This is a genomic window from Cytophagaceae bacterium, from assembly GCA_016722655.1.
Lineage (GTDB): Bacteria > Bacteroidota > Bacteroidia > Cytophagales > Spirosomataceae > Leadbetterella.
In genome coordinates this window covers 1,970,619-1,994,800 of sequence record JADKIR010000004.1, presented here as the reverse complement: position 1 = coordinate 1,994,800, position 24,182 = coordinate 1,970,619, and the positions used below count along the sequence as shown (strand labels likewise).

At 38.3% G+C, this 24,182-nt stretch carries 21 protein-coding genes; 10 read left to right on the top strand and 11 right to left on the bottom strand.

Annotated features, from left to right (window positions below; all coding sequences use genetic code 11):
* Positions 1 to 27 precede the first annotated feature (27 nt).
* Positions 28 to 1,275: a cystathionine gamma-synthase family protein gene (locus IPP61_09120; GenBank protein MBL0325327.1), complete on the bottom strand. Its 1,248-nt coding sequence runs from the start codon at positions 1,273 to 1,275 to the stop codon at positions 28 to 30.
* A 232-nt stretch (positions 1,276 to 1,507) separates the two neighbouring features.
* On the opposite strand from IPP61_09120, the gene IPP61_09115 reads away from it, so the two are divergent.
* Complete coding sequence (locus IPP61_09115; protein ID MBL0325326.1) at positions 1,508 to 2,188, top strand: metal-dependent hydrolase; 681 nt, start codon at positions 1,508 to 1,510, stop codon at positions 2,186 to 2,188.
* A gap of 72 nt (positions 2,189 to 2,260) precedes the next feature.
* Here IPP61_09115 and IPP61_09110 read toward each other — a convergent pair whose 3' ends face one another.
* The gene (locus tag IPP61_09110; GenBank protein ID MBL0325325.1) at positions 2,261 to 4,840 is read right to left on the bottom strand and encodes a zinc-dependent metalloprotease; all 2,580 of its coding nucleotides are present in this window, start codon (positions 4,838 to 4,840) and stop codon (positions 2,261 to 2,263) included.
* A 350-nt stretch (positions 4,841 to 5,190) separates the two neighbouring features.
* Between IPP61_09110 and IPP61_09105 the strand changes: the two genes are divergently transcribed.
* Positions 5,191 to 7,263, top strand: a complete 2,073-nt coding sequence (locus tag IPP61_09105; protein MBL0325324.1) for a hypothetical protein — start codon at positions 5,191 to 5,193, stop codon at positions 7,261 to 7,263.
* 67 nt (positions 7,264 to 7,330) lie between these two features.
* On the opposite strand, the gene IPP61_09100 is transcribed toward IPP61_09105, so the two are convergent.
* The 4 genes from IPP61_09100 to IPP61_09085 all read right to left on the bottom strand — a co-directional run bounded on the left by IPP61_09100 (position 7,331) and on the right by IPP61_09085 (position 11,658).
* Positions 7,331 to 7,807 (bottom strand): hydrogenase maturation protease, encoded by a 477-nt coding sequence (locus IPP61_09100; protein MBL0325323.1) that lies wholly within the window; start codon positions 7,805 to 7,807, stop codon positions 7,331 to 7,333.
* 121 nt (positions 7,808 to 7,928) lie between these two features.
* Entirely contained in the window at positions 7,929 to 8,717 is a 789-nt protein-coding gene (gene cybH / locus IPP61_09095; protein MBL0325322.1) for a Ni/Fe-hydrogenase, b-type cytochrome subunit, read from the bottom strand.
* Between the two features lie 45 nt (positions 8,718 to 8,762).
* Positions 8,763 to 10,487: a nickel-dependent hydrogenase large subunit gene (locus IPP61_09090; GenBank protein ID MBL0325321.1), complete on the bottom strand. Its 1,725-nt coding sequence runs from the start codon at positions 10,485 to 10,487 to the stop codon at positions 8,763 to 8,765.
* Positions 10,488 to 10,536: 49 nt separating this feature from the next.
* Positions 10,537 to 11,658 (bottom strand): hydrogenase small subunit, encoded by a 1,122-nt coding sequence (locus IPP61_09085; protein MBL0325320.1) that lies wholly within the window; start codon positions 11,656 to 11,658, stop codon positions 10,537 to 10,539.
* Positions 11,659 to 11,833: 175 nt separating this feature from the next.
* On the opposite strand from IPP61_09085, the gene IPP61_09080 reads away from it, so the two are divergent.
* From IPP61_09080 to IPP61_09045, 8 genes are all read left to right on the top strand, one after another.
* Positions 11,834 to 12,040, top strand: coding sequence for a hypothetical protein (locus IPP61_09080; protein ID MBL0325319.1), 207 nt, complete (start codon positions 11,834 to 11,836; stop codon positions 12,038 to 12,040).
* A gap of 1 nt (position 12,041) precedes the next feature.
* A complete protein-coding gene (gene hypA, locus IPP61_09075; GenBank protein ID MBL0325318.1) occupies positions 12,042 to 12,383 on the top strand; it encodes a hydrogenase maturation nickel metallochaperone HypA in 342 nt (113 codons plus the stop codon).
* Between the two features lie 135 nt (positions 12,384 to 12,518).
* A complete protein-coding gene (gene hypB / locus IPP61_09070; GenBank protein MBL0325317.1) occupies positions 12,519 to 13,253 on the top strand; it encodes a hydrogenase nickel incorporation protein HypB in 735 nt (244 codons plus the stop codon).
* An 8-nt stretch (positions 13,254 to 13,261) separates the two neighbouring features.
* On the top strand, positions 13,262 to 15,574 hold the full coding sequence (gene hypF / locus IPP61_09065; GenBank protein ID MBL0325316.1) for a carbamoyltransferase HypF: 2,313 nt from the start codon (positions 13,262 to 13,264) through the stop codon (positions 15,572 to 15,574).
* Between the two features lie 21 nt (positions 15,575 to 15,595).
* Positions 15,596 to 15,844, top strand: a complete 249-nt coding sequence (locus IPP61_09060) for a HypC/HybG/HupF family hydrogenase formation chaperone (protein ID MBL0325315.1) — start codon at positions 15,596 to 15,598, stop codon at positions 15,842 to 15,844.
* A 105-nt stretch (positions 15,845 to 15,949) separates the two neighbouring features.
* Positions 15,950 to 17,038 carry a hydrogenase formation protein HypD gene (gene hypD, locus IPP61_09055; GenBank protein MBL0325314.1) on the top strand — a complete coding sequence of 363 codons (1,089 nt, stop codon included), beginning with the start codon at positions 15,950 to 15,952 and terminating at the stop codon, positions 17,036 to 17,038.
* 60 nt (positions 17,039 to 17,098) lie between these two features.
* Entirely contained in the window at positions 17,099 to 18,115 is a 1,017-nt protein-coding gene (gene hypE, locus IPP61_09050) for a hydrogenase expression/formation protein HypE (protein MBL0325313.1), read from the top strand.
* A gap of 15 nt (positions 18,116 to 18,130) precedes the next feature.
* The gene (locus IPP61_09045) at positions 18,131 to 18,850 is read left to right on the top strand and encodes a PepSY domain-containing protein (protein ID MBL0325312.1); all 720 of its coding nucleotides are present in this window, start codon (positions 18,131 to 18,133) and stop codon (positions 18,848 to 18,850) included.
* A 55-nt stretch (positions 18,851 to 18,905) separates the two neighbouring features.
* On the opposite strand, the gene IPP61_09040 is transcribed toward IPP61_09045, so the two are convergent.
* From IPP61_09040 to IPP61_09020, 5 genes are read right to left on the bottom strand one after another with little or no spacing between them, the layout of a single operon-like run.
* A complete protein-coding gene (locus IPP61_09040) occupies positions 18,906 to 20,234 on the bottom strand; it encodes a DUF58 domain-containing protein (protein ID MBL0325311.1) in 1,329 nt (442 codons plus the stop codon).
* Complete coding sequence (locus tag IPP61_09035) at positions 20,231 to 21,208, bottom strand: MoxR family ATPase (protein MBL0325310.1); 978 nt, start codon at positions 21,206 to 21,208, stop codon at positions 20,231 to 20,233. The genes IPP61_09040 and IPP61_09035 overlap by 4 nt, the downstream gene beginning before the upstream one ends.
* On the bottom strand, positions 21,177 to 22,454 hold the full coding sequence (locus IPP61_09030) for a hypothetical protein (GenBank protein MBL0325309.1): 1,278 nt from the start codon (positions 22,452 to 22,454) through the stop codon (positions 21,177 to 21,179). Before IPP61_09030 ends, IPP61_09035 begins: the two co-directional genes overlap by 32 nt.
* On the bottom strand, positions 22,451 to 23,140 hold the full coding sequence (locus tag IPP61_09025; protein MBL0325308.1) for a hypothetical protein: 690 nt from the start codon (positions 23,138 to 23,140) through the stop codon (positions 22,451 to 22,453). Before IPP61_09025 ends, IPP61_09030 begins: the two co-directional genes overlap by 4 nt.
* Positions 23,137 to 24,132: a stage II sporulation protein M gene (locus IPP61_09020; GenBank protein ID MBL0325307.1), complete on the bottom strand. Its 996-nt coding sequence runs from the start codon at positions 24,130 to 24,132 to the stop codon at positions 23,137 to 23,139. Before IPP61_09020 ends, IPP61_09025 begins: the two co-directional genes overlap by 4 nt.
* Positions 24,133 to 24,182: the final 50 nt, after the last annotated feature.

Here is a 24,182-nt window from a genome sequence, read left to right as displayed (position 1 = left end):
TCATCAAAATTAAATTTCAAAATATTTCTATTCCAGTGCCTGCGAAATATCCCAAATCAAATCTTCGAAATTCTCTACACCGATAGACAAGCGTATCAGCTTAGGTGTAATATTCATTCTAATTTTATGAGCCTCCTCTACTCCGGCATGGGTCATGGTATCCGGATGCTCAGCCAGAGATTCCGTGGAGCCTAAACTTACGGCAAGTTTTATGAGTTTAAGTTTATTTAAAAACAAAAATGCTTCTTTTTCTCCTCCTTTTACATCAAAAGCTATCATTGCACCGGCTGAAGAATATTGCTTTTTATAAATCTGAAATTGCTCGCCATCACTTTCATCAAGTAAGGCCAGACTATATATATTTTCAATTTTGGGATGATTTTTCAGAAAATCGACCACTTTTAGGGAATTGGATGCCTGTTGTTCCATTCTGACTTTGAGGGTCTCGAGACTACGCAGAAGCAGCCAACCTGTCCATGGTCCAGCCATGTTTCCTAGAAAAGTTCTGAGAACTTTTAATCGACCAATCGTCTCCTTATTACCGCAAATTGCACCGGCAATGACGTCAGAATGACCTCCAATGTATTTTGTTGCAGAATAAATTGAAAGATCAGCACCCCAATTTAGAGGTTTCTGCCAAAGGGGACCCATGTAGGTATTATCTACCGCAACTGTTACTTTTATATTGTTTTTTTTCTGAAAATAGTCGGCCACACGACGGCACATTTCCAAATCGATAAGGGTATTGGTGGGATTTGCAGGTGTTTCAATATAAATCATTGCCAATCGGGTAGAAAAACCACTTTTTGCTACTTTATCAATAATTGCACTTTCTGAATCATACGGGGTAAACTCAACCACATTAACACCCCATTGTGGCAAAAAATGATAAATAAAATGATCTGTTCCTCCATAAAGAGGACCGCTTGCCAGAAGCAAATCACCAGGTCGAAGAAATTCTAAAAAAGCTGTACTTATTGCCGACATGCCACTTTCAAATACCGCACAATCTTCGGCCCTTTCCCAAAGACTCAGTCGGTTTTCCAAAATTTCAAGATCCGGATTATTGATACGGCTATAAATCAGACCCAGCTCTTCAGTTTCTTGCTTATCACGGAGTCCATAAGCAAGTTCAAAATATGCTTTTCCTTCCTCGGCATTTTTGAAAACGAAAGTGGAAGTTTGAAAAATCGGACACTTTATTGCTCCCTCAGAAAAATGAGGATTATAGCCATAAGACATCATCAGGCTTTCGGGATGAAGGTTGTTTTTCATTTTATTTTAGGTTTGATATTTTCCATAAAAATTAAAAATATAAATTATTTTTCCAAGCATTTTAATTATTATATTGTTTTTTTCTATTTTTTATATTTTTATTAGTGTATTATTCTTTTTTCTTTTATTAAAAAAATCCAAGCTTTAATTATTTCTCAAAATCGAAAAAATCATATTTTATGTAATATGTTTTTTAATTTGCTCTATATTTATGTGAGAAAATATTGTCATCATGAAAATAAAATATTTCGGTCATTCCTGTTTTTTAGTAGAATTTGCAGGCAAAAAACTTCTTTTCGATCCGTTTATCAGTGGCAATCCTCTGGCCACAGCAATCAAACCTGAGACTATTGAGGCTGACTATATTCTGATTTCACATGGGCATGGGGATCATGTGGCTGATGCAGTAGAAATAGCTAAAAGAACCGGTGCGAAAATCATCAGTAATTTTGAAATCATGTCATGGTACGAAGCCAAAGGGCTTTCTGGTTATGGAATGAACATAGGCGGTAAAGTAACATTGGATGGATTTACAGTAAAAAATGTAGTGGCTATACATTCCAGTGTCCTACCTGATGGCACTTACGGAGGAAACCCAATGGGATTTGTAATTTGGGATAAAAGTCATTGTTTTTACTACTCAGGAGATACTGCACTTACAATTGACATGCAGTTAATACCCAGAATCTGCCCTCCACTGGATTTTGCCATCATGGCTGTAGGCGATTATTTTACAATGGGCTTTGAGGATGCAATCCTGGCGGCCGATTTTGCTCAGGTCAACAAAGTTATCGGATGTCATTTTGATTCGTTTCCACCTATAAAAATCGACCATCATGCTGCTAAGGCTGCTTTTTCAGCTGCGGATAAGGAGCTGATTTTGCCGGGAGTTGGTGATATAATTGAAGTTTAATCAATTTTTTGGATAAAAAACATAAAGGCCACTCTATTCGAATGGCCTTTATGTTTTAAGCATAATTTGAAATTATTTCGGATCCAGAGCCTTGGTTATTCTGGCAACTAAATCCTGAACATGATATTTGCTGATTTTATCTGTAATTCTCGCTGACGAACCAGCAAGTTCTGCTTTCAAAGCAACTAAATGTCCACGGGCTATAGAAGGAAGATCCGTTTCATTCAAATCAACCGTACGCATGCTAAAGCCATAAGTAACACCTACCGGAATAGCCCTCACTGTAGTTTTGCCAGGATTCAACAAAGTAATCACCTTGTCAACGTATAATTTCTGCAAATTCCGACGATACATATCAATGCTGGTTTTTGATTTCAATTCACTGAATATACCTCCCTTCAAATCATTCATCATTTCATCTACTGAATAGTTGGCAGCACTGACTGCACTTCCCTCCATCAACCTAACGGCTCTATCACCGGCAAAAAGGTTAGATAGTGTAGCATCCTGAATTGATTTTATGGCTTCTACACCGTTTTCTGGTTTGGTTTTGGCCAAAATACTCTGATCCATCAACCAGGTTGGGGTTTCAAACAATTGTTTGTTTAGGAAGCTCACTGCATCTTTTTGAATGGCTCTTGGCACGATTTCAAACTGGTTACCTTCCATGTCATAGGTTTTTGGGTTGTCGTAAATACCGCCAACATTTTTGGTTACATGCCCCATATACCTGCGATATTGACCTACCAACTGACCATATACTTCATCCAGTTCCAGGTAACTTTCACCGTTTTCTTTGAACCATTCAGGTAGTTTAGGTAATATCCTCTGAAGGTTTTTAATACCATATTCTGAGGCCCTCATGGCGTTGTCACCAATATCTTCGGTCTGATAACGAGGATCATAAGGACTGATTTCAGTACCAAACCTCAACCTTGGATTTTTGTAGGCTTCTTTGGTCATCTCATTCAAAATAGCCTTGTCAGTGTCTTCGGTTTTTGAGTCATCAAAATAGCTGTAACCCCATTTGATAGCCCATTTGTCATAATCACCAATGCGAGGGAAGAAATGCTTCACTCCGTCGCCGGGCTGTGCTACGTAGTTAAAACGGGCGTAGTCCATAATCGAAGAAGTATGACCGTTTTTCTCCTGAAATGCCGGATCACGAAGTTTTTCCACTGGGGTTGCCGATGATGCACCCATGTTATGACGTAATCCAAGCGTATGACCAACTTCGTGTGATGATACAAACCTGATCAACTCTCCCATAAGGTGATCGTCAAATTTTTTCTTTCCAGCTGCAGGATCTGTGGCACCGGTTTGAATCAAATACCAGTTACGGAGCAAACTCATAATATTGTGATACCAACCAATGTGACTTTCGATGATTTCACCAGAGCGAGGGTCATGAACATTTGGACCGTAAGCATTCTGTATATCTGCAGCAAAATAACGAACAACTGAATAACGGGCATCTTCAAGACTCATCGTTGAATCGTTTTCAGGCCAGAATTCACCTCTGATTGCATCCTTCCATCCTGCAGCTTCGAATGCAGGTTTCCAGTCATTTATCCCTTCTTTGATATAATTCTTCCATTTTTCTGGAGTAGCAGGGTCGATATAATAAACTATTGGTTTTTTAGGCTCAATTAACTCACCTTTTTTCTGTTTTTCAGCATCTTCTTTTGATTTGGGTTCCAGTCTCCATCTCACAGCAAACACATCTTTATCTGATTTTTGAGACTCTTCCTCAAAAACGCTGTATTGATTGGCAAAATAACCTACACGTGCATCAAAAAGCCTTTTACGCATGGGAGTTTTGGGCAATAATATCAACGAGGTATTAAACTCCATAGTCAAAACACCTGCATCTAAAGCAGCTGGCAAATTGGTTCCAATTTGAGGCATTGGAGTTAGTGAGATTCTCGGTGGCGTGGTACTGAAAGTCTTAACCATCCTAATTTCAATATTAATTGGATAGGCATTTATCTTTTCTATGTATGATTTATCCTTCTGAAAAGCAACAATGTTCAATACCTGTTTATCAATAGAACCTAAAGAAAATGTCTGGATATCGGCATCAAAAAGGGAAGTTACGTCAATCACATAGCTGGTTTTTCTTTTATCGGAAGAGTCTTTTTTAATAGCTTTTATTTCAAAATTACCAATAATCGGGTCGGCACTTGAATTTTTCACTGCCTGAGCCATAGGTTTGGTACTGTCAGGCGACATGATTACATAAGTGATTGATCTCAGAAAGATATTATTGGAAGGGCCTTTTTCCCATTTTACTACCTGGCGATTCACTTCTTCTCCACCAAATATTCCACCTCCGGCCGGAGTTTTTGAATATCTTGTAATGGCCATAATTTCTCTTCCAAAAAGCGAGTCAGCCAATTCGAAATAATATTTATCGTCGGCTTTGTGGACAGTCATTAAACCTTTCTTACTAACAACCGTGCTATCGATCACCTCTTTATAGGGTTTAGGGCCTTTTTTAGGTGTTTCTGGTTTTTTGGGAGCCTCTGGTTTCTTAGGTTGTTCGGCTACCGCCGGTGTCTGATCTGATTTTTTATCTTTTTTTTGAGCAATGGCAATTCCCTGAATCAGCACAAAGGCCGCCATTAATAATACCCGGTAGTGTTTGAGCATAGTTTGTTTAAGTTATTTTAGAAAATAGAAACAAAGATTTTAGAATAGTTGCATAGTAAATTCAAAAGTAAATTATTTCAACTAATGTATTAAAAAAAAATGACCAAAGGTTAAAATATAACTACCAAATTAAAAATCCGCTCGAATTATAGTCGATTTTATGACTTTTGTCACCGGAAACTATGACTTCCAACTTTGCAAAATATGAATTTAGATTTAAACTTTATTTCAGAAAATACCGCCCGGTTTTGCAATGAGGACTATTTTTTCTTTATCAAATCTCAAACTCTTCTGGTTACTAACTATTCCGTCAACTTATTTTTATAGCAAATGATGTAAATTTTATTAAGATGAAAACCATAATTAAAAAGATCTCGGTTTTGGCAGTTATGATGTTGCTGTTTCAAAGTTGCGGCTTGTTCAACAAAGATGAAATAAAACCTGCCAGCAATGAATACAAGATTAATTTGGGGACTTTTACTCAGGTGGCCAGTTCGTCCGTACCTAATTCCGGAGGGATAGTAAATGTAAGCACTGGAGATTTAAAAGGAATGACCATAACTGTACCTAAGGGGGCTTTTTCCGGTTCCCGGCAATTTACTATTTCCACAACTGATGCCACCTCATCAGAGTTTGGTCAATATATTAAACCACTTTCTCCAATTATTAAGATTGAAAATGGTGGTGGTTATTCAAACGGAATAATGTTTTTGAAAATACCTGCTAAACTACCTCAGGGACATTTTCCGATGGCTTATTTTGTAGATGCTACCAATGGTAAAATTGAACCTATTCCGGTTGAGTATTATGATGATAATTCGGTGACTATAACTACCAGGCATTTTTCATCATCTACACTTATGAATTCTCAAGGTTTGAAAAAAGCAAAGGCCGGCGAAGGCTTTGCAAATATTATGATTTCATCAATAGCTGAATCGGTGTTTAAAGATATCCCTGTAGTAAATTCCGGATTTAAACTGGGAATTGATGATTGGGAATTTGTAAATTATGGCTCATACATTGCTCCTGGCGGTCATTGTGCCGGACAAAATTTCGCTGCGATGTATTACTATTTCGAAAAAAAGAAAACCGAAGGAAACCTATTCAATAAATACAATACACTAAGCAATATTCAGGAAGAAAACGCTCTTGGTTACAGGCTTTGTTCAGTCATTCAGAATGACCTGGATTGGGAGGGGACATTAAATAATTTTTATTGGAAAAACATTGACTTGAACAGGAAAGTGGATAAACTCAAAATGTATAGTATTGCTGGGGCAATTCTAACCACAGGTGAGCCACAAGCAATCGGAATTTACAGAGTAAAAGGCATTGTTAATGGGTTTTCAGATATGGGAGGCCATGCTCTTATATGTTACAAAGTCGATATTTCAGCAGGAAAACTGTTCATTTCGGACCCCAATACACCAAATACCGCCCAAAATATTACTTTGGCAGGCGAGAATTTTAATCCTTACGTTGCAAAAGCTAATGGTCAAGATTCGGATCACTCCTATCCTTACATTACTCATCATGCAAAAACTGCACATATTGAATGGAGTAAAATTGGACAGAGATGGTCAGAGGTTACGAGCAAAAAAATAGGCACTGTAGCACCTAATACTTTCCCTGAATATCAGCTTTGGGTCAACGATGGCTCAGGATATGAAATTGGAGATAGTCTGAATACCGATCTTGACACGCTAAGATTGCTGGCTATTTGTCCATCAGCTGAAAATTGGAATAATTATAAAGGAAAAAAAAGTATTGGGGTTGAATTATATGATGAAAAAGGGACTCCTTTAAAAACTGAAGGAACGGGCATAAACAGGTATATTCTTTTAAAACCTGGTTTAAATAAAATAGGAGTTTACATTTATGGATGGAGAAATGGTAATATTGATAAAAACAATAAGCTTTTACCGAAATACATTGATTTTAAATGGATTAAGGTAGTGTATGAAAAAACTGTCTCTTTTGAGTATTGGTTAAAAGGAAAAGAGGCAAATGGTCATGTGGTACATTTTGGTGCCTTAAAAGAAGAAGATGTCGAAGAAGGCGTAGATCTCAAATACACAGGTACCTGGAGCGGAAATACCTTTAAAGTCGATAAAAAACTAGTGTACGATGAAGGTACCATTGTTATGAAAATCACCGCCGTTGCCAACGCCAATAAGACAGTATTAAATACCTTTAATGTAGAATCCTGGATTGAAGGTGGTGGCCAAAAATGGGTAATGACATCATTGGATGGCAAAAATCTTCCTCTAAAAAGCTCTGATAATGATTATCTGATTTTTGGAGCTGAGGGAACGGCCACCTGTCAATATTTCACCAGAGTTGATTTTGAGTTTTGGGGTGGTGTAACCGAATGGTCATGCGACGAAACCTCATTTGTTAAATTTAAAATTCCGAAACCTTAGAAATTAAAAAGCCCTCTGAAGAATTTTCAACAGAGGGCTTTTTGAATAAATAATATTTCAAAATAGTCTAAACTACCTCGTACGCTTTCAACAATTGATTGGCCAAATCCAAAACTCTGGATTTTACTTCCGGAAAAACTGATTCTATCTCCGGAGTAAGCTCAATTCCTTGTTGCTGAATAGTCTCAATACTAACCACAAATAAATGTACATCTGGCATTTTGTCTAATAACTGCAAAGCACTTACCAGGTCTTTGAGTCCTATATCATGGGTACTCATTGCATGTGGGAAATCTGCGGCAAACCTGGGCCTTATCAACCTGATTGTTCCCGTAGGGTTGGAGTCAAGGGTAGCATCTACCAAAATGATATGAGGATATTGCTCAAATAATTCTAAGAGATGAAATCCTCCGGTACCACCATCTATGACATCGATATCCTCAGAAACTAATTCACTTTCCAATGCTCTGGCAATATGTACTCCCACACCCTCATCTCCCATGAGATAATTTCCAATTCCTAAAATCAATACAGGTTTTACCATATTATTTCTATTAAAAAAGAAGCCATATATAAAATTCTGCGGACCATATCTAATTGTTTATTTCAAACCTTCCAATGGCTTCCGAAATTCAAATATATAGCTTCTTGCTTGTCTAAATTAATTATTTCTTGTTCTGACTTGGTCGGCTTAATGCTTTAAGACCTTTAACTACTTTACTCAAAAATTTAGATTTTTCCCTTTGTCTTTCCTCTTTGTGCTCTTTAAAAATATCTTCCTCGATAAACTTCCAGCCCCCGCCCATAGACGAAATTTCACCACGACCTTCAACATAATCATGATAAAAAACCAGATAAACGTGCACAACAGTGAAAAGAATAAAAAACCACATGGCCCAATGGTGAATAGCCCTTAGCTCAATATCACCTCCAAAAAGAGGTTTCACCCAGGAAAACATCTGAGGCAACCACCAATCGCTGGTATTGGCATAAAGGCCAAAACCCGTGATAATCTGGATTATAAAAGCTATGAAAGTAAGAAAGTAAATAAAACCGGCCAAAGCATTATGTCCGATACCAACATGCTCTTTCCCTCTCAATTGCAAAATATCGATTTTTAATATTTGCCATATTTCATTCAAAAATTTCTTGTCTCTTGGTATAAACTGGTGCCATTGAGAATATTTATTCCCCACAAAACCCCAATATAGCCTGAACAAAAAATTAAAAAGAAAAATGTAAGCTGCAGCAAAATGTAAAAACCTTACCCAGCCCATCAGAAATTGAAAAGTTGCCTCTTTGGAACTCATTATAGCCAAAGGATCACCAATTAAAAAACCGGTAGCTATCAAAACCAATATACATCCGGCATTAAGCCAGTGATATATCCTTACCGGCAACTCCCACACATACACCCTACGCATTTGGTGTATTTTTATATATTTATCTGTCATTTTTTTACAATATTAAATTTATAAAAACAGGATTTTACGCCGGTATTATTCTCCAACTACATTTATTCTGCTCAAATGCTTTCCATCTTCATCATATAAGTGAACGCTACAAGCCATGCAAGGGTCAAAACTATGGATGGTTCTAAGCAATTCCAGAGGCTGATTTGGATCTGCAACCGGAGTATCCAATAATGCGGCTTCATAAGCACTTCGCTGACCTTTGGCATCACGTGGTGAGGCATTCCAGGTGGTTGGTACTACCAATTGATAGTTGGCAATTTTCTGATCTTCAATATTAATCCAGTGTGCCAATGCACCTCTAGGAGCTTCGCCATAACCTACACCTATAGATTTTTTCTCCCATGTTGATGGGTCAAACTTACTTTGCTCTGCCATACGGGTATCTCCATTTTTAATATTGGTGATAAGTTGGTCATAGAATTCCAAACCCCACTGAGCTACCAAAACACTTTCCAAGCCACGAGCAGCTGTACGACCGAGGGTACTGAAGAGAGCTGTAACAGGTACTCCAAGATCTTTTAGAGCTTTATCGACTACTTCTTTAAATTCTGGTCTTCCAGAAGCATATCCCACCAACATCCTTGACAGAGGTCCTACTTCCATAGCATGACCTTTCCATCTTGGAGTTTTCAGATAACTATAAGGTTCTTCTGTATTCAGATTTTTGAATGGTGGTTTTGGTCCTGTATAGTTTATTTTGGTTTCACCTTTCCATGGATGCAAGCCTACATCTTTTCCTCCCTCATAACTGTACCAGGAGTTGGTTACAAATTCCTGAACTTCCTCGTCTTTTCTGAGATCTACCTCATGAATTTTACTGATATCTTTATTCAAAATTGCTCCTGCCGGGAATTTAAATCCTTTAGGATCACCAAATCCGTTAGTTGGCAAATCGCCGTAAACCAAGTAATTTCCTAATCCACCACCAATTGCACCCCAGTCTTTATAGAAACTGGCAACTGCCATTAGGTCAGGAATATAAACTTGCTCAATAAATCGTTTTCCTTCATCAAGAAGTTGTTTTACATAGCTAAGTCTTTCTGCATTGATTCCGCTCATCTCGTCTAAACCTACTGAACAAGCCATACCACCTACCAGATAGTTAGGATGAGGGTTTTTACCTCCAAAAATCGCCTGAATTTTCACTATTTCTTTTTGCCATTCCAAAGCTTCCAGATAATGAGCCAGACCAATCAGATTGACTTCAGCTGGAAGTTTATATGCGGGGTGTCCCCAATAACCATTGGCAAAAATCCCTAATTGGCCACTATCAACAAACTTTTTGATTCTTTTTTGCAAATCAGAAAAATATCCCGGTGAACTTTTTGGCCAGGGCGAAATACTTTGAGCAAGCTCTGAAGTTTTCTTTGGATCTGCCTTCAAGGCATTTACAACATCCACCCAGTCCATAGCATGTAAGTGATAAAAATGCACCACATGATCATGCATATATAATGTGGCAAACATAATATTTCTTACCAGTTCGGCATTGGGTGGAACAACTATGCCCAGTGCATCTTCAACTGCTCTAACACTTACCAAAGAGTGAGTACTGGTACATACACCACATACCCTGCCTACAAATGCCCATGCATCACGGGGATCACGACCTTTAAGGATTTCTTCAAGCAACCTTACCATGGTACCGCTGCTATAGGCATCTTTAATTTTTCCGTTTTCTATATCGGCTTCAACACGAAGGTGGCCCTCAATTCGGGTTATTGGATCCACCACTATTCGCTGACTCATATTATTACTATTTTTGAATTATTCTATTATTTTTAAAATTTCTACAGGTTTAAAGCTCTTTTTCAGATGCTTTCCCTTCTTCTTCAATGGCATGAATGATATTATTCTTCCTGATGTTAGTCATCACTGCATGAGCTGCAGCCCCGGCAACAGTCACTCCAAGTGCCACTTTACCGATGGTGTCAGCATTGGCCTCAATACCAAATCCAGGGAAGATCGAAGCTCTTTCATAAATCCTGCCGCTGTCCCAGTAGTTGGCTTCGCTGCAACCTATACATCCATGACCGCTCTGTATTGGGAAACTCGTACCGTTGTTCCATTTCATAGTACCGCAGGCGTTATAAGTAACCGGCCCTTTACAACCCATTTTATATAAACAATAGCCTTTTTTAGCGTTTTCATCGTCAAAAGTTTCAACAAACAGACCAGCGTCATAATATGCTCTTCTGTAACAGGTATCATGAACTCTTTTGCCATAAAATGCTTTTGGACGACCACTGCTGTCTAATTCCGGAATAGTACCGAATGTAACCACATGGACAATCACACCTGCCATAACTTCTCCAATTGGTGGACAACCGGGTACTTTAATAATTGGTTTTCCTTTTATCAATTTATGAATCGGTGTTGCCGAAGTAGGATTAGGTTTAGCGGCCTGCACACAGCCATTGGAAGCACAACTACCCCATGCAATGATGGCCTTGGCGTTTTCAGCCGCTTCTTCAAGAATCTGCATTGAAGTTTTTCCACCTATCATACAATACACACCGTCAGCACCAGTTGGAACACTTCCTTCAACACATAATATATATTCTCCTTTGTATTTTTCCATTGTATTGAGCATAGCCTGCTCAGCCTGAAAGCCACTCGCAGCCATAAGAGTTTCAGTGTAGTCCAATGAAATTTTATCCAAAAGAACATCAGCTACAATAGGGTGAGAGGATCGGATAAAACTTTCGCTACAACAGGTACATTCCTGAAAATGCAACCAAATTACCGGAAGTCTTGGTTTTTCACTCATAGCTTTCGTAACCTGTGCGATACCTGATTGATTCAGACCCATATAGGCTGCCATCATGGTGCAAAACGAAAGAAAATCTCTGCGGGAATACCCTTTCCTTATGACCTCGTCATAGTAAGTAGGGCTTTTTTGTTCTTGCTCGTCAAACATGTTTTTCTAAGGTAAAAATAAATATCTTTGTTAATAGGCCATCTGGCATAAAATTAAAATAATGCAAAACTTTATTACATGATTTATATTATTAATTTTGATGACAAATATCATCTTTTAGAAAAAATCATATTTTTATTTTTGTAAAATCTAGCATTGTATTTAATAAAATTCTATGAAAAAGATAATTTCAGTATTTTCTTTGGCATTACCAACATTAGCGTTGGCACATCCGGGTCATGGTGATCATGGTGGCTCAGGTTTTACTATTACCCATTATCTTACCGAGCCAGATCATGCATTGGGTGCTTTATTGGGCTTGGCCATTTTGGGATTTGGGATTTATAAATTGGTAAGCAAAAAAGATACACAGAAATCTTAAAATGCATGAGCTCTCCATTGTGATGAGTATCGTGGATATCGCCACGAAGCAAACTCAGCAAGCCAATGCTCAGGAAGTTGAAGAAATTGAGCTTGTGATAGGAGAGTTAAGCGGAGTGGAAATGTCATCTTTTGATTTTGCCTGGACCCAGGGAATAAGGAATTCGGTTTTAGAAAATGCCCGACGGGAGATAATCAGACCTGAAGGAATGGCCAGGTGTATCGACTGTGATGCGGAGTTTAAAATCCACCAGTTTTTTGACCCTTGTCCTAAATGTAACAGTCATTTTGTGAGTATTTTACAAGGTAAAGAAATGAGGGTAAAATCATTGGTGGTAAAATAATATAAAGTTTTTTGTACTCTGAAAGATTGGAATACCTGATAACATTTAAAAAGACAGATTCGAAATATTTCTGATTCGTTCTGTGTGATTCCTTCCTTTTGGTTTTTCTTTTTGAAATTTAAATAATTTAAAAATATGTGTGTCACTTGTGGATGTGGAACAGATAATCACCACGATCATGACCATTCGCACGGTCATAGTCACGGTGGAGAAAAAAAAGTGATTGATCTCGAGCAGGATATTTTACACGAAAACAACCTCCTGGCCCAAAGAAACCGCGGATATTTTGAAGGTAGAAATATTTTTGCAATCAATATGGTGAGTTCACCAGGCTCAGGCAAGACTTCTCTTTTGGAAAAAACCCTGACTGACCTGAAAAATGATCTGAAATTTGCAGTGATTGAAGGTGATCAGCAAACTAATAACGATGCCGACAGAATCCATGCCACTGGTACAAAAGTGACCCAAATCAATACCGGAAAAGGCTGTCATCTCGATGCCCACATGGTGCTGCATGCACTTCAGGGAATGAAACCGCCCGCAGACTCAATCCTTTTTATTGAGAATGTTGGTAATTTGGTTTGCCCGGCCATGTTTGACCTCGGCGAAAACGAACGGGTAGTAGTTATTAGCGTTACTGAGGGGGAAGACAAGCCCATAAAATACCCGGATATGTTTCATACTTCAGGTATTTGTGTTATAAATAAAATTGATTTGCTGCCCTATGTCCCTTTTGATTTAGAGAAATGCAAAGAGTATGCATTGAAAGTAAACCCAAATCTGAAATTTTTCGAGGTGAGCTGTACCAGTGGAGAAGGATTGACAGAGTGGTATAACTGGCTGAAAGAGCGTGTACTGACCGAAGCATAAGAAGTGTTATGCCTGCCTTCCAACTACATATTCAAGGTCTCGTACAGGGGGTTGGATTCAGACCATTTGTACATAGGTTGGCCATAAAATACCATATAAATGGTTGGGTAAGCAACGGTACCGATGGAGTGAGAATTTTAGCTGATCATGGCAATAATACTACTCTTGAAGCATTTTTTTATGAAATATTAAATTCACCACCAAAAAATGCTGTTATCATTTCAAATAAAATTTCTGAGATTATAGAAGAGTCTTCACCGGGATTCAGGATTGTAGAAAGTACAAACAATGCTGAAGCAAATCTGATGATTCCTCCAGACATTTCAATGTGTGAGGACTGTCGGAAAGAGCTTAACACCGGCAATAACCGAAGGTTTGGCTATCCATTTATTACCTGTGTAAATTGTGGGCCCCGGTATTCGATTCAAACCAAATTACCATATGACAGGCAACATACTACCATGGGGCATCTGACCCAATGTAACGAATGCCAAAAAGAATACGATGACCCGGAAAATATACGTCATTACAGTCAGACCAATTCATGTCCCGATTGTGCCATTAAACTTCATTTCTATGATTATAAAGGCTCGGAGATTAATCTTAATCAGGTAAATATAATTTTAGAAACCGTCAAACAGCTCAGTTATGGTAAAATAATAGCCCTAAAAGGTACCGGAGGATATTTGCTCTTGTGCGATGCCATAAATCACGTAACTGTTTCTGAATTACGAAAAAGAAAAAACCGTCCGGGAAAGCCATTTGCTTTGCTTTTTTCTGATATAAAATCTTTGAAAAAAGAAGTAAGAATAAGGGATATTGAGGCAAAAAGCCTGCAATCTGAGGCCGCACCGATAGTTTTGTGCAAAATACAAAATCCAAATTCCCATTTGGCCACAGAACAGATCGCCCCTGGTTTGGCTAAACTTGGGGTAATGTTACCTAACTCCCCACTATTACAATTGATTTCTGAAAATTTTGGTAAGCCTTTGGTTGCCACAAGTGCCAATTTGAGCGGCTCTCCAATCGTATATCTTGATGAAGAGGCTTTGAAATATCTGGGAGAATTTGCAGATTTTATTATCACTTATGACCGGGAAATTGTGGCTCCCCAAGACGACAGTGTGGAGCAAATTACAGAGTCAGGTCAGAGAATAATTTTGAGAAGAAGTCGAGGATTAGCTCCCAATTATTATCCTTTAACCTTCTCATTGCCCAAAACACCTACTTTAGCAATGGGTGCCGACATGAAGGCGGCTTTTGGAGTAAACACCGGAAAAAACCTTTTTATCAGTCAGTATTTGGGGGATCAATCGAGTTTTGATTCTCAGCAAAGTTATGATACCACTCTGAATCATATCAGCAATTTGATGGATTTTGTACCCAAAACTATCATTTCCGACTTACATCCCGGGTATTTTACGAGCCAAAAAGCTGAAGAATTAAAAATAAAATACAATTCAGAACTTATTCAGATTCAGCACCATAAAGCACACTTTTTATCGGTTTTGGCCGAAAATAATTTATTGGATTTAAAAGATAAAACCCTTGGAGTTATCTGGGATGGGGTGGGTTATGGTGAAGACGGTAAAATATGGGGAGGAGAGTTTTTTACTTTCCAAAACAAAAAAATAGAAAGAGTTGCTCATTGGGAATATTTTCATCAACTATTGGGCGACAAAATGAGCAAAGAGCCCAGAATTAGTGCTTTGAGCCTTTTGAAAAAAAGCAAACATAAAGAAATTTTGAGGCCTTATTTTTCAGAAAAAGAATGGGTTTTCTATGAAAATCTAGTAGAAACTTCGCCCGAAATACAAACCAGTAGTATGGGTCGAATGATGGATGGATTGGCCTGTATTCTGGGCTTAAAAGCGATTAATACATACGAAAGTGAGGCAGCCATGCTTCTGGAAAATCTGGCTGCGAAGAATCCCAACAAAACAAGTGATTTTTATACATTTGAGCTTAAAGGAGCTATAATAAACAATGTAAGTATTTTCGAAAATATTATAGAAGACATTCAAAACAAAATGCCAATTGCAGAAATAGCTGAAAAGTTTTTTAATACTTTGGTAAAAAGCATAGAAAGAATATCAGTGGAAAACCAAACCAGGAGGATTGCTTTCAGTGGAGGCGTAATGCAAAATGCTTTTTTTGTGGACAAAATTATTGAAAATCTTGGTAAACAGTTTGATTTATATTTCCACCAACAATTAAGCCCAAATGATGAAAACATAGCCTTGGGGCAGCTGGCATTTCACTATTTAGAAGAGGAAATATTAGGTGTAGGAAATTTAGAAAAAAACATAAAAATTGGTTAGATTTAAACAAAATATAAGATTATGTGCCTGGCGATACCCGGAAAAATAGTTTCGATAGAAGGACTGGATGACACTTTCCGCACAGGCAAAGTTTCATTTGGTGGAATAATAAAAAATGTGAATTTATGTATGCTTCCTGAAGCCAAAATAGATGACTATGTGCTCGTGCATGTAGGTGTGGCCATCAGTATAGTGGATGAAGAAGAAGCAAAACTTACATTTTATTATCTCAATCAAATGGGGGAAGTGGAAGGGGAACTGAATGAGTGAATCGAGAATAAAGGATAGATTAGTCTTTCCTTTAAAATGAAAATAATTTCACTTTCAGAAGTTAAAAATTCTCTCATCCCATTTTTAATACTTTAATCATTTAATATGAAATTTCTTTCAGAATACAGAGACCCGGAGCTTGTACAGCAATATATTGAAGAATTGCACAAAATCACCACTCGTCCCTGGACAATCATGGAGATTTGCGGTGGTCAAACTCACAGTCTGGTAAAAAATGGCATTCTTGAACTTTTGCCTAAACACATCACAATGGTCCATGGGCCAGGCTGCCCCGTTTGTGTTACTCCCATCGGGATAATCGACGAAGCCATTACACTTAGCCAAATGCCCAATGTAATCCTGTGCTCTTATGGAGATATGCTGCGGGTTCCTGGCACTAAAATTAGCCTGCTCGAAACCAAAGCCGAAGGTGCTGATGTAAGAATTTTGTATTCGCCTCTGGAAGCCGTTTCAATAGCTCAGCAAAATCCCGAAAAAGAAGTGGTGTTTTTTGCAGTGGGATTTGAAACCACAGCCCCTGCCAATGCCCTGAGCGTAGTAAATGCCGAGAAAATGGGAGTCAAAAACTATTCCATTCTGGCCTCGCACGTGTTGGTTCCGCCAGCTATGGAAGCCATTTTGAGCGACCCGGAAAACCTGATAGATGCCTTTTTAGCAGCAGGACATGTGTGTACCATCATGGGTACCGAAGAGTATTATCCAATTGCAGAAAAATACAAAATTCCGATCGTGATTACGGGATTTGAACCGGTAGATTTACTTCAGGGAATTTATATGGCGGTATCACAATTGGAAAAAGGACAATACTTGGTTGAAAATCAATATTCAAGAAGCGTACAGGCAGCAGGAAACCCAAATGCAATGGCTACAATCAATTCAGTATTTGAGGTAAGTGATCGCAGCTGGCGGGGAATAGGACATATACCAAAAAGCGGATACGATGTCAACCAAAAATATAAAGCCTACAATGCCCGTTTGAAGTTTGGTTTGGGAAATACTGCCATCGAAACCGACAATGAATGTATAAGTGGCCAGATCATGAAAGGATTAAAAAAGCCGCATGATTGTCCGCATTTTGGCAAAAAATGCAAGCCAGAACATCCCCTCGGTGCTCCTATGGTGAGCAGTGAAGGAGCCTGTGCGGCTTATTATCATTATCAACCGGTAGTTTAAGAAAAAACTAACGAATTAAAATTATTTAAAAAAATCAATATGCTCAATTTAGATTGCCCAATGCCAAAATTCGATTTTGAGGTCATCACACTAGGGCATGGAAGCGGTGGATTGCTTACCCAAAGGCTCCTGCAATCAGGGGTGTTTGATATTTTAAAAAACGATAAACTGGACCAGCAGCATGATGGAGCCATTTTGGATATTTCAGGAAAAATAGCCATCAGCACTGATAGTTACGTGATATCTCCTCTGTTTTTTGAAGGGGGAAATATTGGCGACCTGGCTATAAACGGTACGGTTAATGACCTGGCCATGTGCGGGGCCATGGCAAAATACCTCACGCTGTCGTTTATAATAGAAGAAGGCCTGAGCATGGAGGATTTTTGGGCTATTTTGGTTTCCATAAAAAACGCTGCAGACCACGCCGGGGTTGAAATTGTGACCGGAGATACCAAAGTTGTTGAAAAAGGAAAAGGCGATAAGATTTTTATCAATACGAGCGGAGTAGGAATAGTGCACCCAGAAGCCAAAATCCATCATAACCGTATCGGGTTGGGCGATAAAATCATTCTGAGCGGACCTATTGCTGCTCATGGCATTGCCATCATGAGTCACAGAAAAGGGCTGGAATTTGAAACCACCATAGCGAGTGACACCCGCAACCTGAATTTTGTAGTTGCCGATCTGTTGGACAATTTTGGAGAAAAAATTCATTTTTTACGAGATGCCACCCGAGGAGGAGTAGCTTCGGTGCTCAATGAAGTGGCCGGAATTACAAAATTGGGATATTTACTTGAGCAAAAAAGCATTAAGATTGATGAGCAAGTGGAAGGAGCCTGCGAAATGCTGGGACTCGACCCCCTCTATGTGGCCAACGAAGGTGTATTTCTGGCCATTGTTTCAGAATCAATTGCAGATGATTTTGTAAAAAAACTCCATCAAAACGGTTTCGAAGATGCGGCCATCGTCGGTGAAGTAAACGAGGAGCACCCTTCCAAAGTAATTATGAAAAGTAAAATCGGAGGGCGAAGGGTTGTTAATTATCTTACAGGAGAACAGCTACCGAGGATTTGTTAAGAAAAAAGGCGGTATTTGTGGCTACCGCCCAAAATCGGTCAGCCAATTACCTCTTATGCAACTTTGATATTTGTTTTTATGATCCTCACAGGCCTTGTACTTTGGTGGCCTAAAAACAAGGCGGCAGCCAAACAAAGGTTTTGGTTTAGATGGAAAAATACTACTCAATGGAAGCGAAAAAATTATGATCTTCACAACATCCTGGGTTTTTATAGCTCAGTTTTATTGCTTATCATTTCAATTACAGGCATTTTCTTTGGTATTCAATGGTTTACGTATCTTATATACAAGGGTACTGGCGGCGAAAAAGAACTACTTTTTACAGAGCCGGTTTCGCAAAAAACCAAAAGTATTGGTTTTAAGAGACCTGTTACGGATTTGGTTTGGGAAAAAATGAAAGCTGAACACCCGAAAGCAATTTCACTGGAAGTTCATGCGATTGAGTCAGATTCGTCGGCTATCGGAGCCAATGTCAATACCCGGGAAGATATGTATTGGAGTATCGACTATCGTTATTTTGATCAATATACTCTCAAAGAAATCCCGGTAAATCATGTTTATGGCAGACTTAAAGACGCCAACACTGCCGATAAACTCATCAGGATGACATATGATATCCATACCGGAGGGATTTTAGGCTTTTCAGGCAAAGTTCTGGCATTTTTATTATCGCTTGTTGCCGCCAGTTTACCCGTAACGGGTTTTATGGTTTGGTGGGGAAGAAGAAAGAAGTGAAAATATAGATTTAATTAGAATGATAAATAGTTTCAATATTCTGCAAATCAACACCTTAAATCATATTTCTTTTCTTTATTGCCAGGTATTTGTTGATTACTTCGGCACTAAGATTTTCAGGACGGGTAAGCAATGATTGTATGCCGTTTTTGGAGAGCTCCCTAACCATCATTTTGTTTTGGAGAAGTATACTTTTTCCTATGGTTTTGGTATAAATGTCTTTGAGGTTGGAGGCCTGATGTTCTACGTTTTCTGAAATTTCCGAATTTTCGAAAAAGACGATTAAAAGCAGGTGAAAACGCGAAAGTGCTTTGATATAAGGAAGCTGCCGATGCAGAGCAACAGTAGAATCAAAATTGGTAAAAATAACCAAAAGGCTACGGTGTTTGATATTTTTCCTTACAAACTGATATAGATATTCAAAATCAGATTCACTGAAATCGGTATCGAGATTGTAAAGCATCTCATTTATTTTCCCAAATTGCTTCAGATCCTTTTTTGAGGGTAAAAATTCAGACTTTTTAAATGAAAATCCCAGCAATCCCGCCCGGTCAGACATCGAAATTATAGTTTTGGATAGTGCTAAAGACCCATTAATTGCATAGTCTAAAAGTGTTTGTCCATAAAATGGCATTTTCATGGTACGACCCAAATCAATGATACTGTAGATATCCTGGCTGCGTTCGTCCTGATATTGATTGACCATTAACTGGCCTTTTTTGGCACTGGCTTTCCAGTTGATATGCCTGTAATCATCCTCTGGCGAGTAGTCTTTAATTTGCTCAAATTCAAGACTTTGCCCAATTTTCCTAACCAGTTTTTCATTTTGAGTTTGCTGGTTTGTGAGGGTGTCAATCTGTAGCTTGTTGAATTGTAAAAATGATGGGTAACAAGCCACCTGGTCTTCCATTTGAAAAACGAGCCGCCGTTCCACAAAACTAATTTTTCTTAATCTCACAAACACATTACAGTTTTGCCAAAGATATTCGCCTCGCATAATTGGGCGTACTTTATACTCTAAAACTGTGCTTTTTTGAGGACCTAATTCCAGTGATTTCTCCCAGATTCTGACTTGAAGCAACTCAGGAAGATCTTCAATTACACGTACATAAAAAGTGTTCTTGCTTAAATTTTCAAATGTAAGTTTTATATTATTTGGATCACCATTGCTTAGCTTTTCGGGCACTTTTCTTTTCGTTTTAAGGATTTCATTTTTTTGAAAAAGTATTATGGTTTCATAAAAAATCATAGCCCAAAGAATAAAAAAAGCGATTTTGCCTAATAGAAAAAGCCATGGCTGCAGTAATCCAAAGCTAAAAATCGCCACGCATGCAGCCAAAAAAGCAAAAGTATAATTGGTTAAATAAAATGATTTCAGAATCATCTTGGAATTTCGATGGAATTAAATATTTCGTTCAGGATTTCGTCTTCGGTTGATCCTTCCATTTCGGCATCGGCGGTCAGGATAATTCGGTGCCTGAGTACCGGGATTCCTACGGTTTTAATATCCTCTGGTATAACAAAGTCGCGTGCGGCCATAGCGGCCCATACTTTTGCAGCCAGCATCAATGCCAAAGCTGCTCTTGGCGATGCCCCTAACTCAATCTGTTTGTGATTTCTTGTGGCAAGTACAATGCTCGATATAAATTTCAGCAATTCCTCGTCAACCACAATTTCTCTAATTGTTTTTCTCAGTTTGAGCAATCGGCTTTTTTTCAAAATAGGTTTCACTGAACCCGAAAGATCCACATGCGAAGTATAGTTAAATTTCCTGAGTAAATCAATCTCATCAGCCGGGCTGGGGTAATCAACCAATATTTTCATAAAAAACCGGTCTAACTGACCTTCCGGAAGCCTGTATGTGCCTTCCTGCTCTATGGGATTCTGAGTGGCAATAACCAGAAAAGGCTCTTCCATGAGGTAGGTTTGCCCATCAATTGTCACCTGTTTTTCTTCCATTAATTCAAATAATGCCGCCTGCGTTTTTGCAGGCGAACGGTTGATTTCGTCAATCAAAATCAAGTTGGCGAAAACTGGGCCGCGTTTATATTCAAATTCCAGCGTTTTGGGATTAAACACCGAAGTACCCAATACGTCAGAAGGCATAAGGTCAGGTGTAAACTGGATTCTTTTAAAACTGGCATCAAGTGACTGCGACAATAACTTAGCTGTCAGTGTTTTGGCTACACCCGGTACTCCTTCGAGCAATACATGCCCGCCACAAAGAATACTGGCAATCATGAGCTCAATGGTATCTTCCTGCCCCACTATTACTTTGCCAAGCTCAGCTTTGATTTTCTGTACCGACTCAGAAAGCTCGGTGAGGTCAATCCGGTTTTTGAATATTTCTTCTTCCATGTGATATGTATTTAAATACGTCTTTGTAAAAATTCATCAATTCGTTTTTAGAAATTTCTGTCGATGCATTGATAATATTGATTTGAGAGATAATCTCCTCTAAATCTTCTAATTTTCCATTTATTTTCTGAGCAATTTTCCCTGCATTTTCACGATTCAGATCTTTGGCAAAAATCCTGTATTGACTGTGTAAATACTCGTGAAATTGAACCACAATCTTATCGGCTATTAGCTTGTGGTCCTGCTGTTTCCAATACAAACTTGACAAGGCCTCTACAAAACCAAATGAGGTATTTTTGTTTTCGGGTATGATTCTAATGGGCACCTGTAATCTTCTGAAATGTATCAAAATATACAAACCTATGCCCAACAGGAAGGTCAAAATGGCCCATTTGAGAGGCGGATGTTTGCTTATTACCTGCCAAAAATAACTTTCTCCCGGTTTTTCAAATTCCGCATTGGGTCTTTGGATAGTGTGCCGCAGATAGAACTCATCCCATATTACCTTGCGTTTATCGCCTTCCAACTGTTCCCAGAGACGGTTAAAGTACCGATAGTTTTGTTTATGCAAAAGAAAATAATTGGTGAGTGTGATGGGCTTTTCCAAAAAATAAATATAACCATCGCCATAATTTACTCTACCCAATGCCAGTTCTCCCGTATTGCTTTTTGAAAGCCATTCGACCATTTCACTTTTGTCTAAAACATAAGAAGAATAACTGTTAAAATCATGGCCAGGATAGGTAAAAATTGCTTGTGATGAGTCGTTTTTTGATTTATTCCAAATGATAGAAAGGGAATCAGTGTCATAAGGAGTGGGAGGATAATTATTGTAAAACGAGGAAGCTTGCTCGGGCACCAACAATGAATCAAGAAATACCGGTGAGATATTTAAACTACTTATAAACACCAGATTACCTGCATCGACAAAATCCAGGATTCGCCAGGTTTCTTCGTCGTTGGGCAAAAAATGTGGCGAGCTTATGATCATCAATTTTTCCGAATCATCCAGTTTCTTATTGTAATCGTCAGGCTTTTCGGTGTTTATTTCATATCCTTTTTTGGCATTTTTCCTCACCTGTTCCGCAAAAAACCTGATGTCATAGGGTCGGTAAGTATTGGTAGAAAACCTCATTTTCCGGTCAAATTCTCTATTGATTACGGGTTGAGTCTTTCTGGTTAGAATGTAGGCCAATCCGGCCAAAAGCAATAGAAAAAGACTTATCAACACAATTTTAGTTTTCATAAAATTTTATTTAAAAGTGTGCTGAAATCATTTTTAAGACTTTGATACTGCAGGGAATCAAGATCAAATTCTCCAAACCATACAAAATTGTACAATCGGGTGCAATGTGAAAACTCACCGGAATATTTGGTGTTTCTAAGTTCTTTTACATAATCATGGTTGGTTTTATTGACATGAAATTTCACAAATTTTCTCTGGGCCAATTTATGAATCAGCCACAAATAGTATAGCCTTACTGCCAGCCTGTAGTTTTGAGCGTTTTCAGCCTTATTAATTTGATCTTCAAAGCCAATGCGGTCAAGTTGTTCGGTAGAATCAATTCTGGTTTCTTCTGTAATAATTTCTTCGAGTTCATCATTTTTTTTCCTGAAAAAACTAAAATCGAAATTACTTTTTATGATTATATAGATTATTCCCAAAACAAAAACTCCCAAAAACAGCCATAAAATTACTGTCAAAAAATCATCTAAATATGCAGGGATTTGTCTGGCTTCCTCCCTATCAAAGCTCTCAGGCTCTTTTTTGGTGGAGTCTATGGTAGTTTTGACTTTTGGTGGTGGCAGATTAACATACCATAATTCAGGTTCTTTTCTGATCAGATTATTAACGGTAGTGTCTCGCACAGGATTGGCAAAGACCACCTCTGAGGCAAGAAACAAAAATATTATCAATCCGAAAATTTTCATAAATCCGGTGTAGATTTCAGGTATTCTTCCAACGGGACTTTTTGACTAAGTTTTTTACTGTATATAAAAAAATAATATATGATAAAAACCCAACTAGCAATTAAAATCATAATAAGTAAGACACTGATATACAGAGGAATATTTTGAAAACCGGTATTACCTAGCCTGGTGATAAAGCTCTCAATAAAGGCCGCCAGCAAGGTAATGGGAAACACACCGATAAAGATTTTTCCACTCTCGATGAGCCCTTTTTTAAAGGCTTGCCACCGGGTAAGTGTATGAGGAAACAAAAAACTTAAACCCAGAATGAGGCCGGCCATAGTTTCCAAAACCAAACCCATAAGCTCCAATGTACCATGAAGCATGATTACAGCAAAAGCCTGATAACCCAGATTGTGCTCAAAAAACATGGTTAGAAATGTACCGACCATGAGTCCGTTTTTGAAAGTATGATAAAAAGTGCCAATACCCACCAGAGCACCGGAAATATAGATAATGAGGCCCACAAAAAAATTGTTGGAGAAAATAGTCAGGAACATTTTTAAAGGTTGCTCGCTGGCATAAATATCGAAGGGTTTTCCACGTCGAATGTTGTTTTCTGTGATTTCGACATAACCCGAGCCCAGCACAGAATCTATAAAATCAACTTCCAGTACAGAGCAAATGGCCCCTAAAATCACAAAAAGAATAAAAAATACAGAGCTGGCTATCAATACTTTACGATTATGACCGATGATGAGCGGAAAGTCGGTTTTCCAGAATGTTTTGAAGAGTGATTTTGATTTGGTTTCAAATATAGATTTGTAAATTTTTGAAGCAAGAAAATTGAGATAACTTGTGATTTTGGAATGCGGATAGTGAGATTGGGCATAAGATAAATCGCTGGTGAGGTCAATGAAATCAGAGGCCATCTCATCGGGCTGGTTTTTTTCCTCACTCTCTATCGAAAGCCATTTGGTGCGGTTGCGGTCAATAAATGTGGTTTCACGCATTTTGAATCTTAATGATTTAGCCTATTTTGTATGGTTTGGCATTGATTTTG

What these genes read in the sequence shown, in the direction of transcription:
- IPP61_09040 (MBL0325311.1), bottom strand. Translation starts at nt 20,234, where the DNA reads ATGATTCTGAAATCATTTTATTTAACCAATTATACTTTTGCTTTTTTG.
- IPP61_09080 (MBL0325319.1), top strand. Translation starts at nt 11,834, where the DNA reads ATGAAAAAGATAATTTCAGTATTTTCTTTGGCATTACCAACATTAGCG.
- IPP61_09090 (MBL0325321.1), bottom strand. Translation starts at nt 10,487, where the DNA reads ATGAGTCAGCGAATAGTGGTGGATCCAATAACCCGAATTGAGGGCCAC.
- IPP61_09120 (MBL0325327.1), bottom strand. Translation starts at nt 1,275, where the DNA reads ATGAAAAACAACCTTCATCCCGAAAGCCTGATGATGTCTTATGGCTAT.
- IPP61_09115 (MBL0325326.1), top strand. Translation starts at nt 1,508, where the DNA reads ATGAAAATAAAATATTTCGGTCATTCCTGTTTTTTAGTAGAATTTGCA.
- IPP61_09025 (MBL0325308.1), bottom strand. Translation starts at nt 23,140, where the DNA reads ATGAAAATTTTCGGATTGATAATATTTTTGTTTCTTGCCTCAGAGGTG.
- hypB (MBL0325317.1), top strand. Translation starts at nt 12,519, where the DNA reads ATGTGTGTCACTTGTGGATGTGGAACAGATAATCACCACGATCATGAC.
- IPP61_09035 (MBL0325310.1), bottom strand. Translation starts at nt 21,208, where the DNA reads ATGGAAGAAGAAATATTCAAAAACCGGATTGACCTCACCGAGCTTTCT.
- IPP61_09085 (MBL0325320.1), bottom strand. Translation starts at nt 11,658, where the DNA reads ATGTTTGACGAGCAAGAACAAAAAAGCCCTACTTACTATGACGAGGTC.
- IPP61_09060 (MBL0325315.1), top strand. Translation starts at nt 15,596, where the DNA reads ATGTGCCTGGCGATACCCGGAAAAATAGTTTCGATAGAAGGACTGGAT.
- hypA (MBL0325318.1), top strand. Translation starts at nt 12,042, where the DNA reads ATGCATGAGCTCTCCATTGTGATGAGTATCGTGGATATCGCCACGAAG.
- IPP61_09110 (MBL0325325.1), bottom strand. Translation starts at nt 4,840, where the DNA reads ATGCTCAAACACTACCGGGTATTATTAATGGCGGCCTTTGTGCTGATT.
- hypF (MBL0325316.1), top strand. Translation starts at nt 13,262, where the DNA reads ATGCCTGCCTTCCAACTACATATTCAAGGTCTCGTACAGGGGGTTGGA.
- hypE (MBL0325313.1), top strand. Translation starts at nt 17,099, where the DNA reads ATGCCAAAATTCGATTTTGAGGTCATCACACTAGGGCATGGAAGCGGT.
- hypD (MBL0325314.1), top strand. Translation starts at nt 15,950, where the DNA reads ATGAAATTTCTTTCAGAATACAGAGACCCGGAGCTTGTACAGCAATAT.
- IPP61_09100 (MBL0325323.1), bottom strand. Translation starts at nt 7,807, where the DNA reads ATGGTAAAACCTGTATTGATTTTAGGAATTGGAAATTATCTCATGGGA.
- IPP61_09020 (MBL0325307.1), bottom strand. Translation starts at nt 24,132, where the DNA reads ATGCGTGAAACCACATTTATTGACCGCAACCGCACCAAATGGCTTTCG.
- cybH (MBL0325322.1), bottom strand. Translation starts at nt 8,717, where the DNA reads ATGACAGATAAATATATAAAAATACACCAAATGCGTAGGGTGTATGTG.
- IPP61_09105 (MBL0325324.1), top strand. Translation starts at nt 5,191, where the DNA reads ATGAAAACCATAATTAAAAAGATCTCGGTTTTGGCAGTTATGATGTTG.
- IPP61_09030 (MBL0325309.1), bottom strand. Translation starts at nt 22,454, where the DNA reads ATGAAAACTAAAATTGTGTTGATAAGTCTTTTTCTATTGCTTTTGGCC.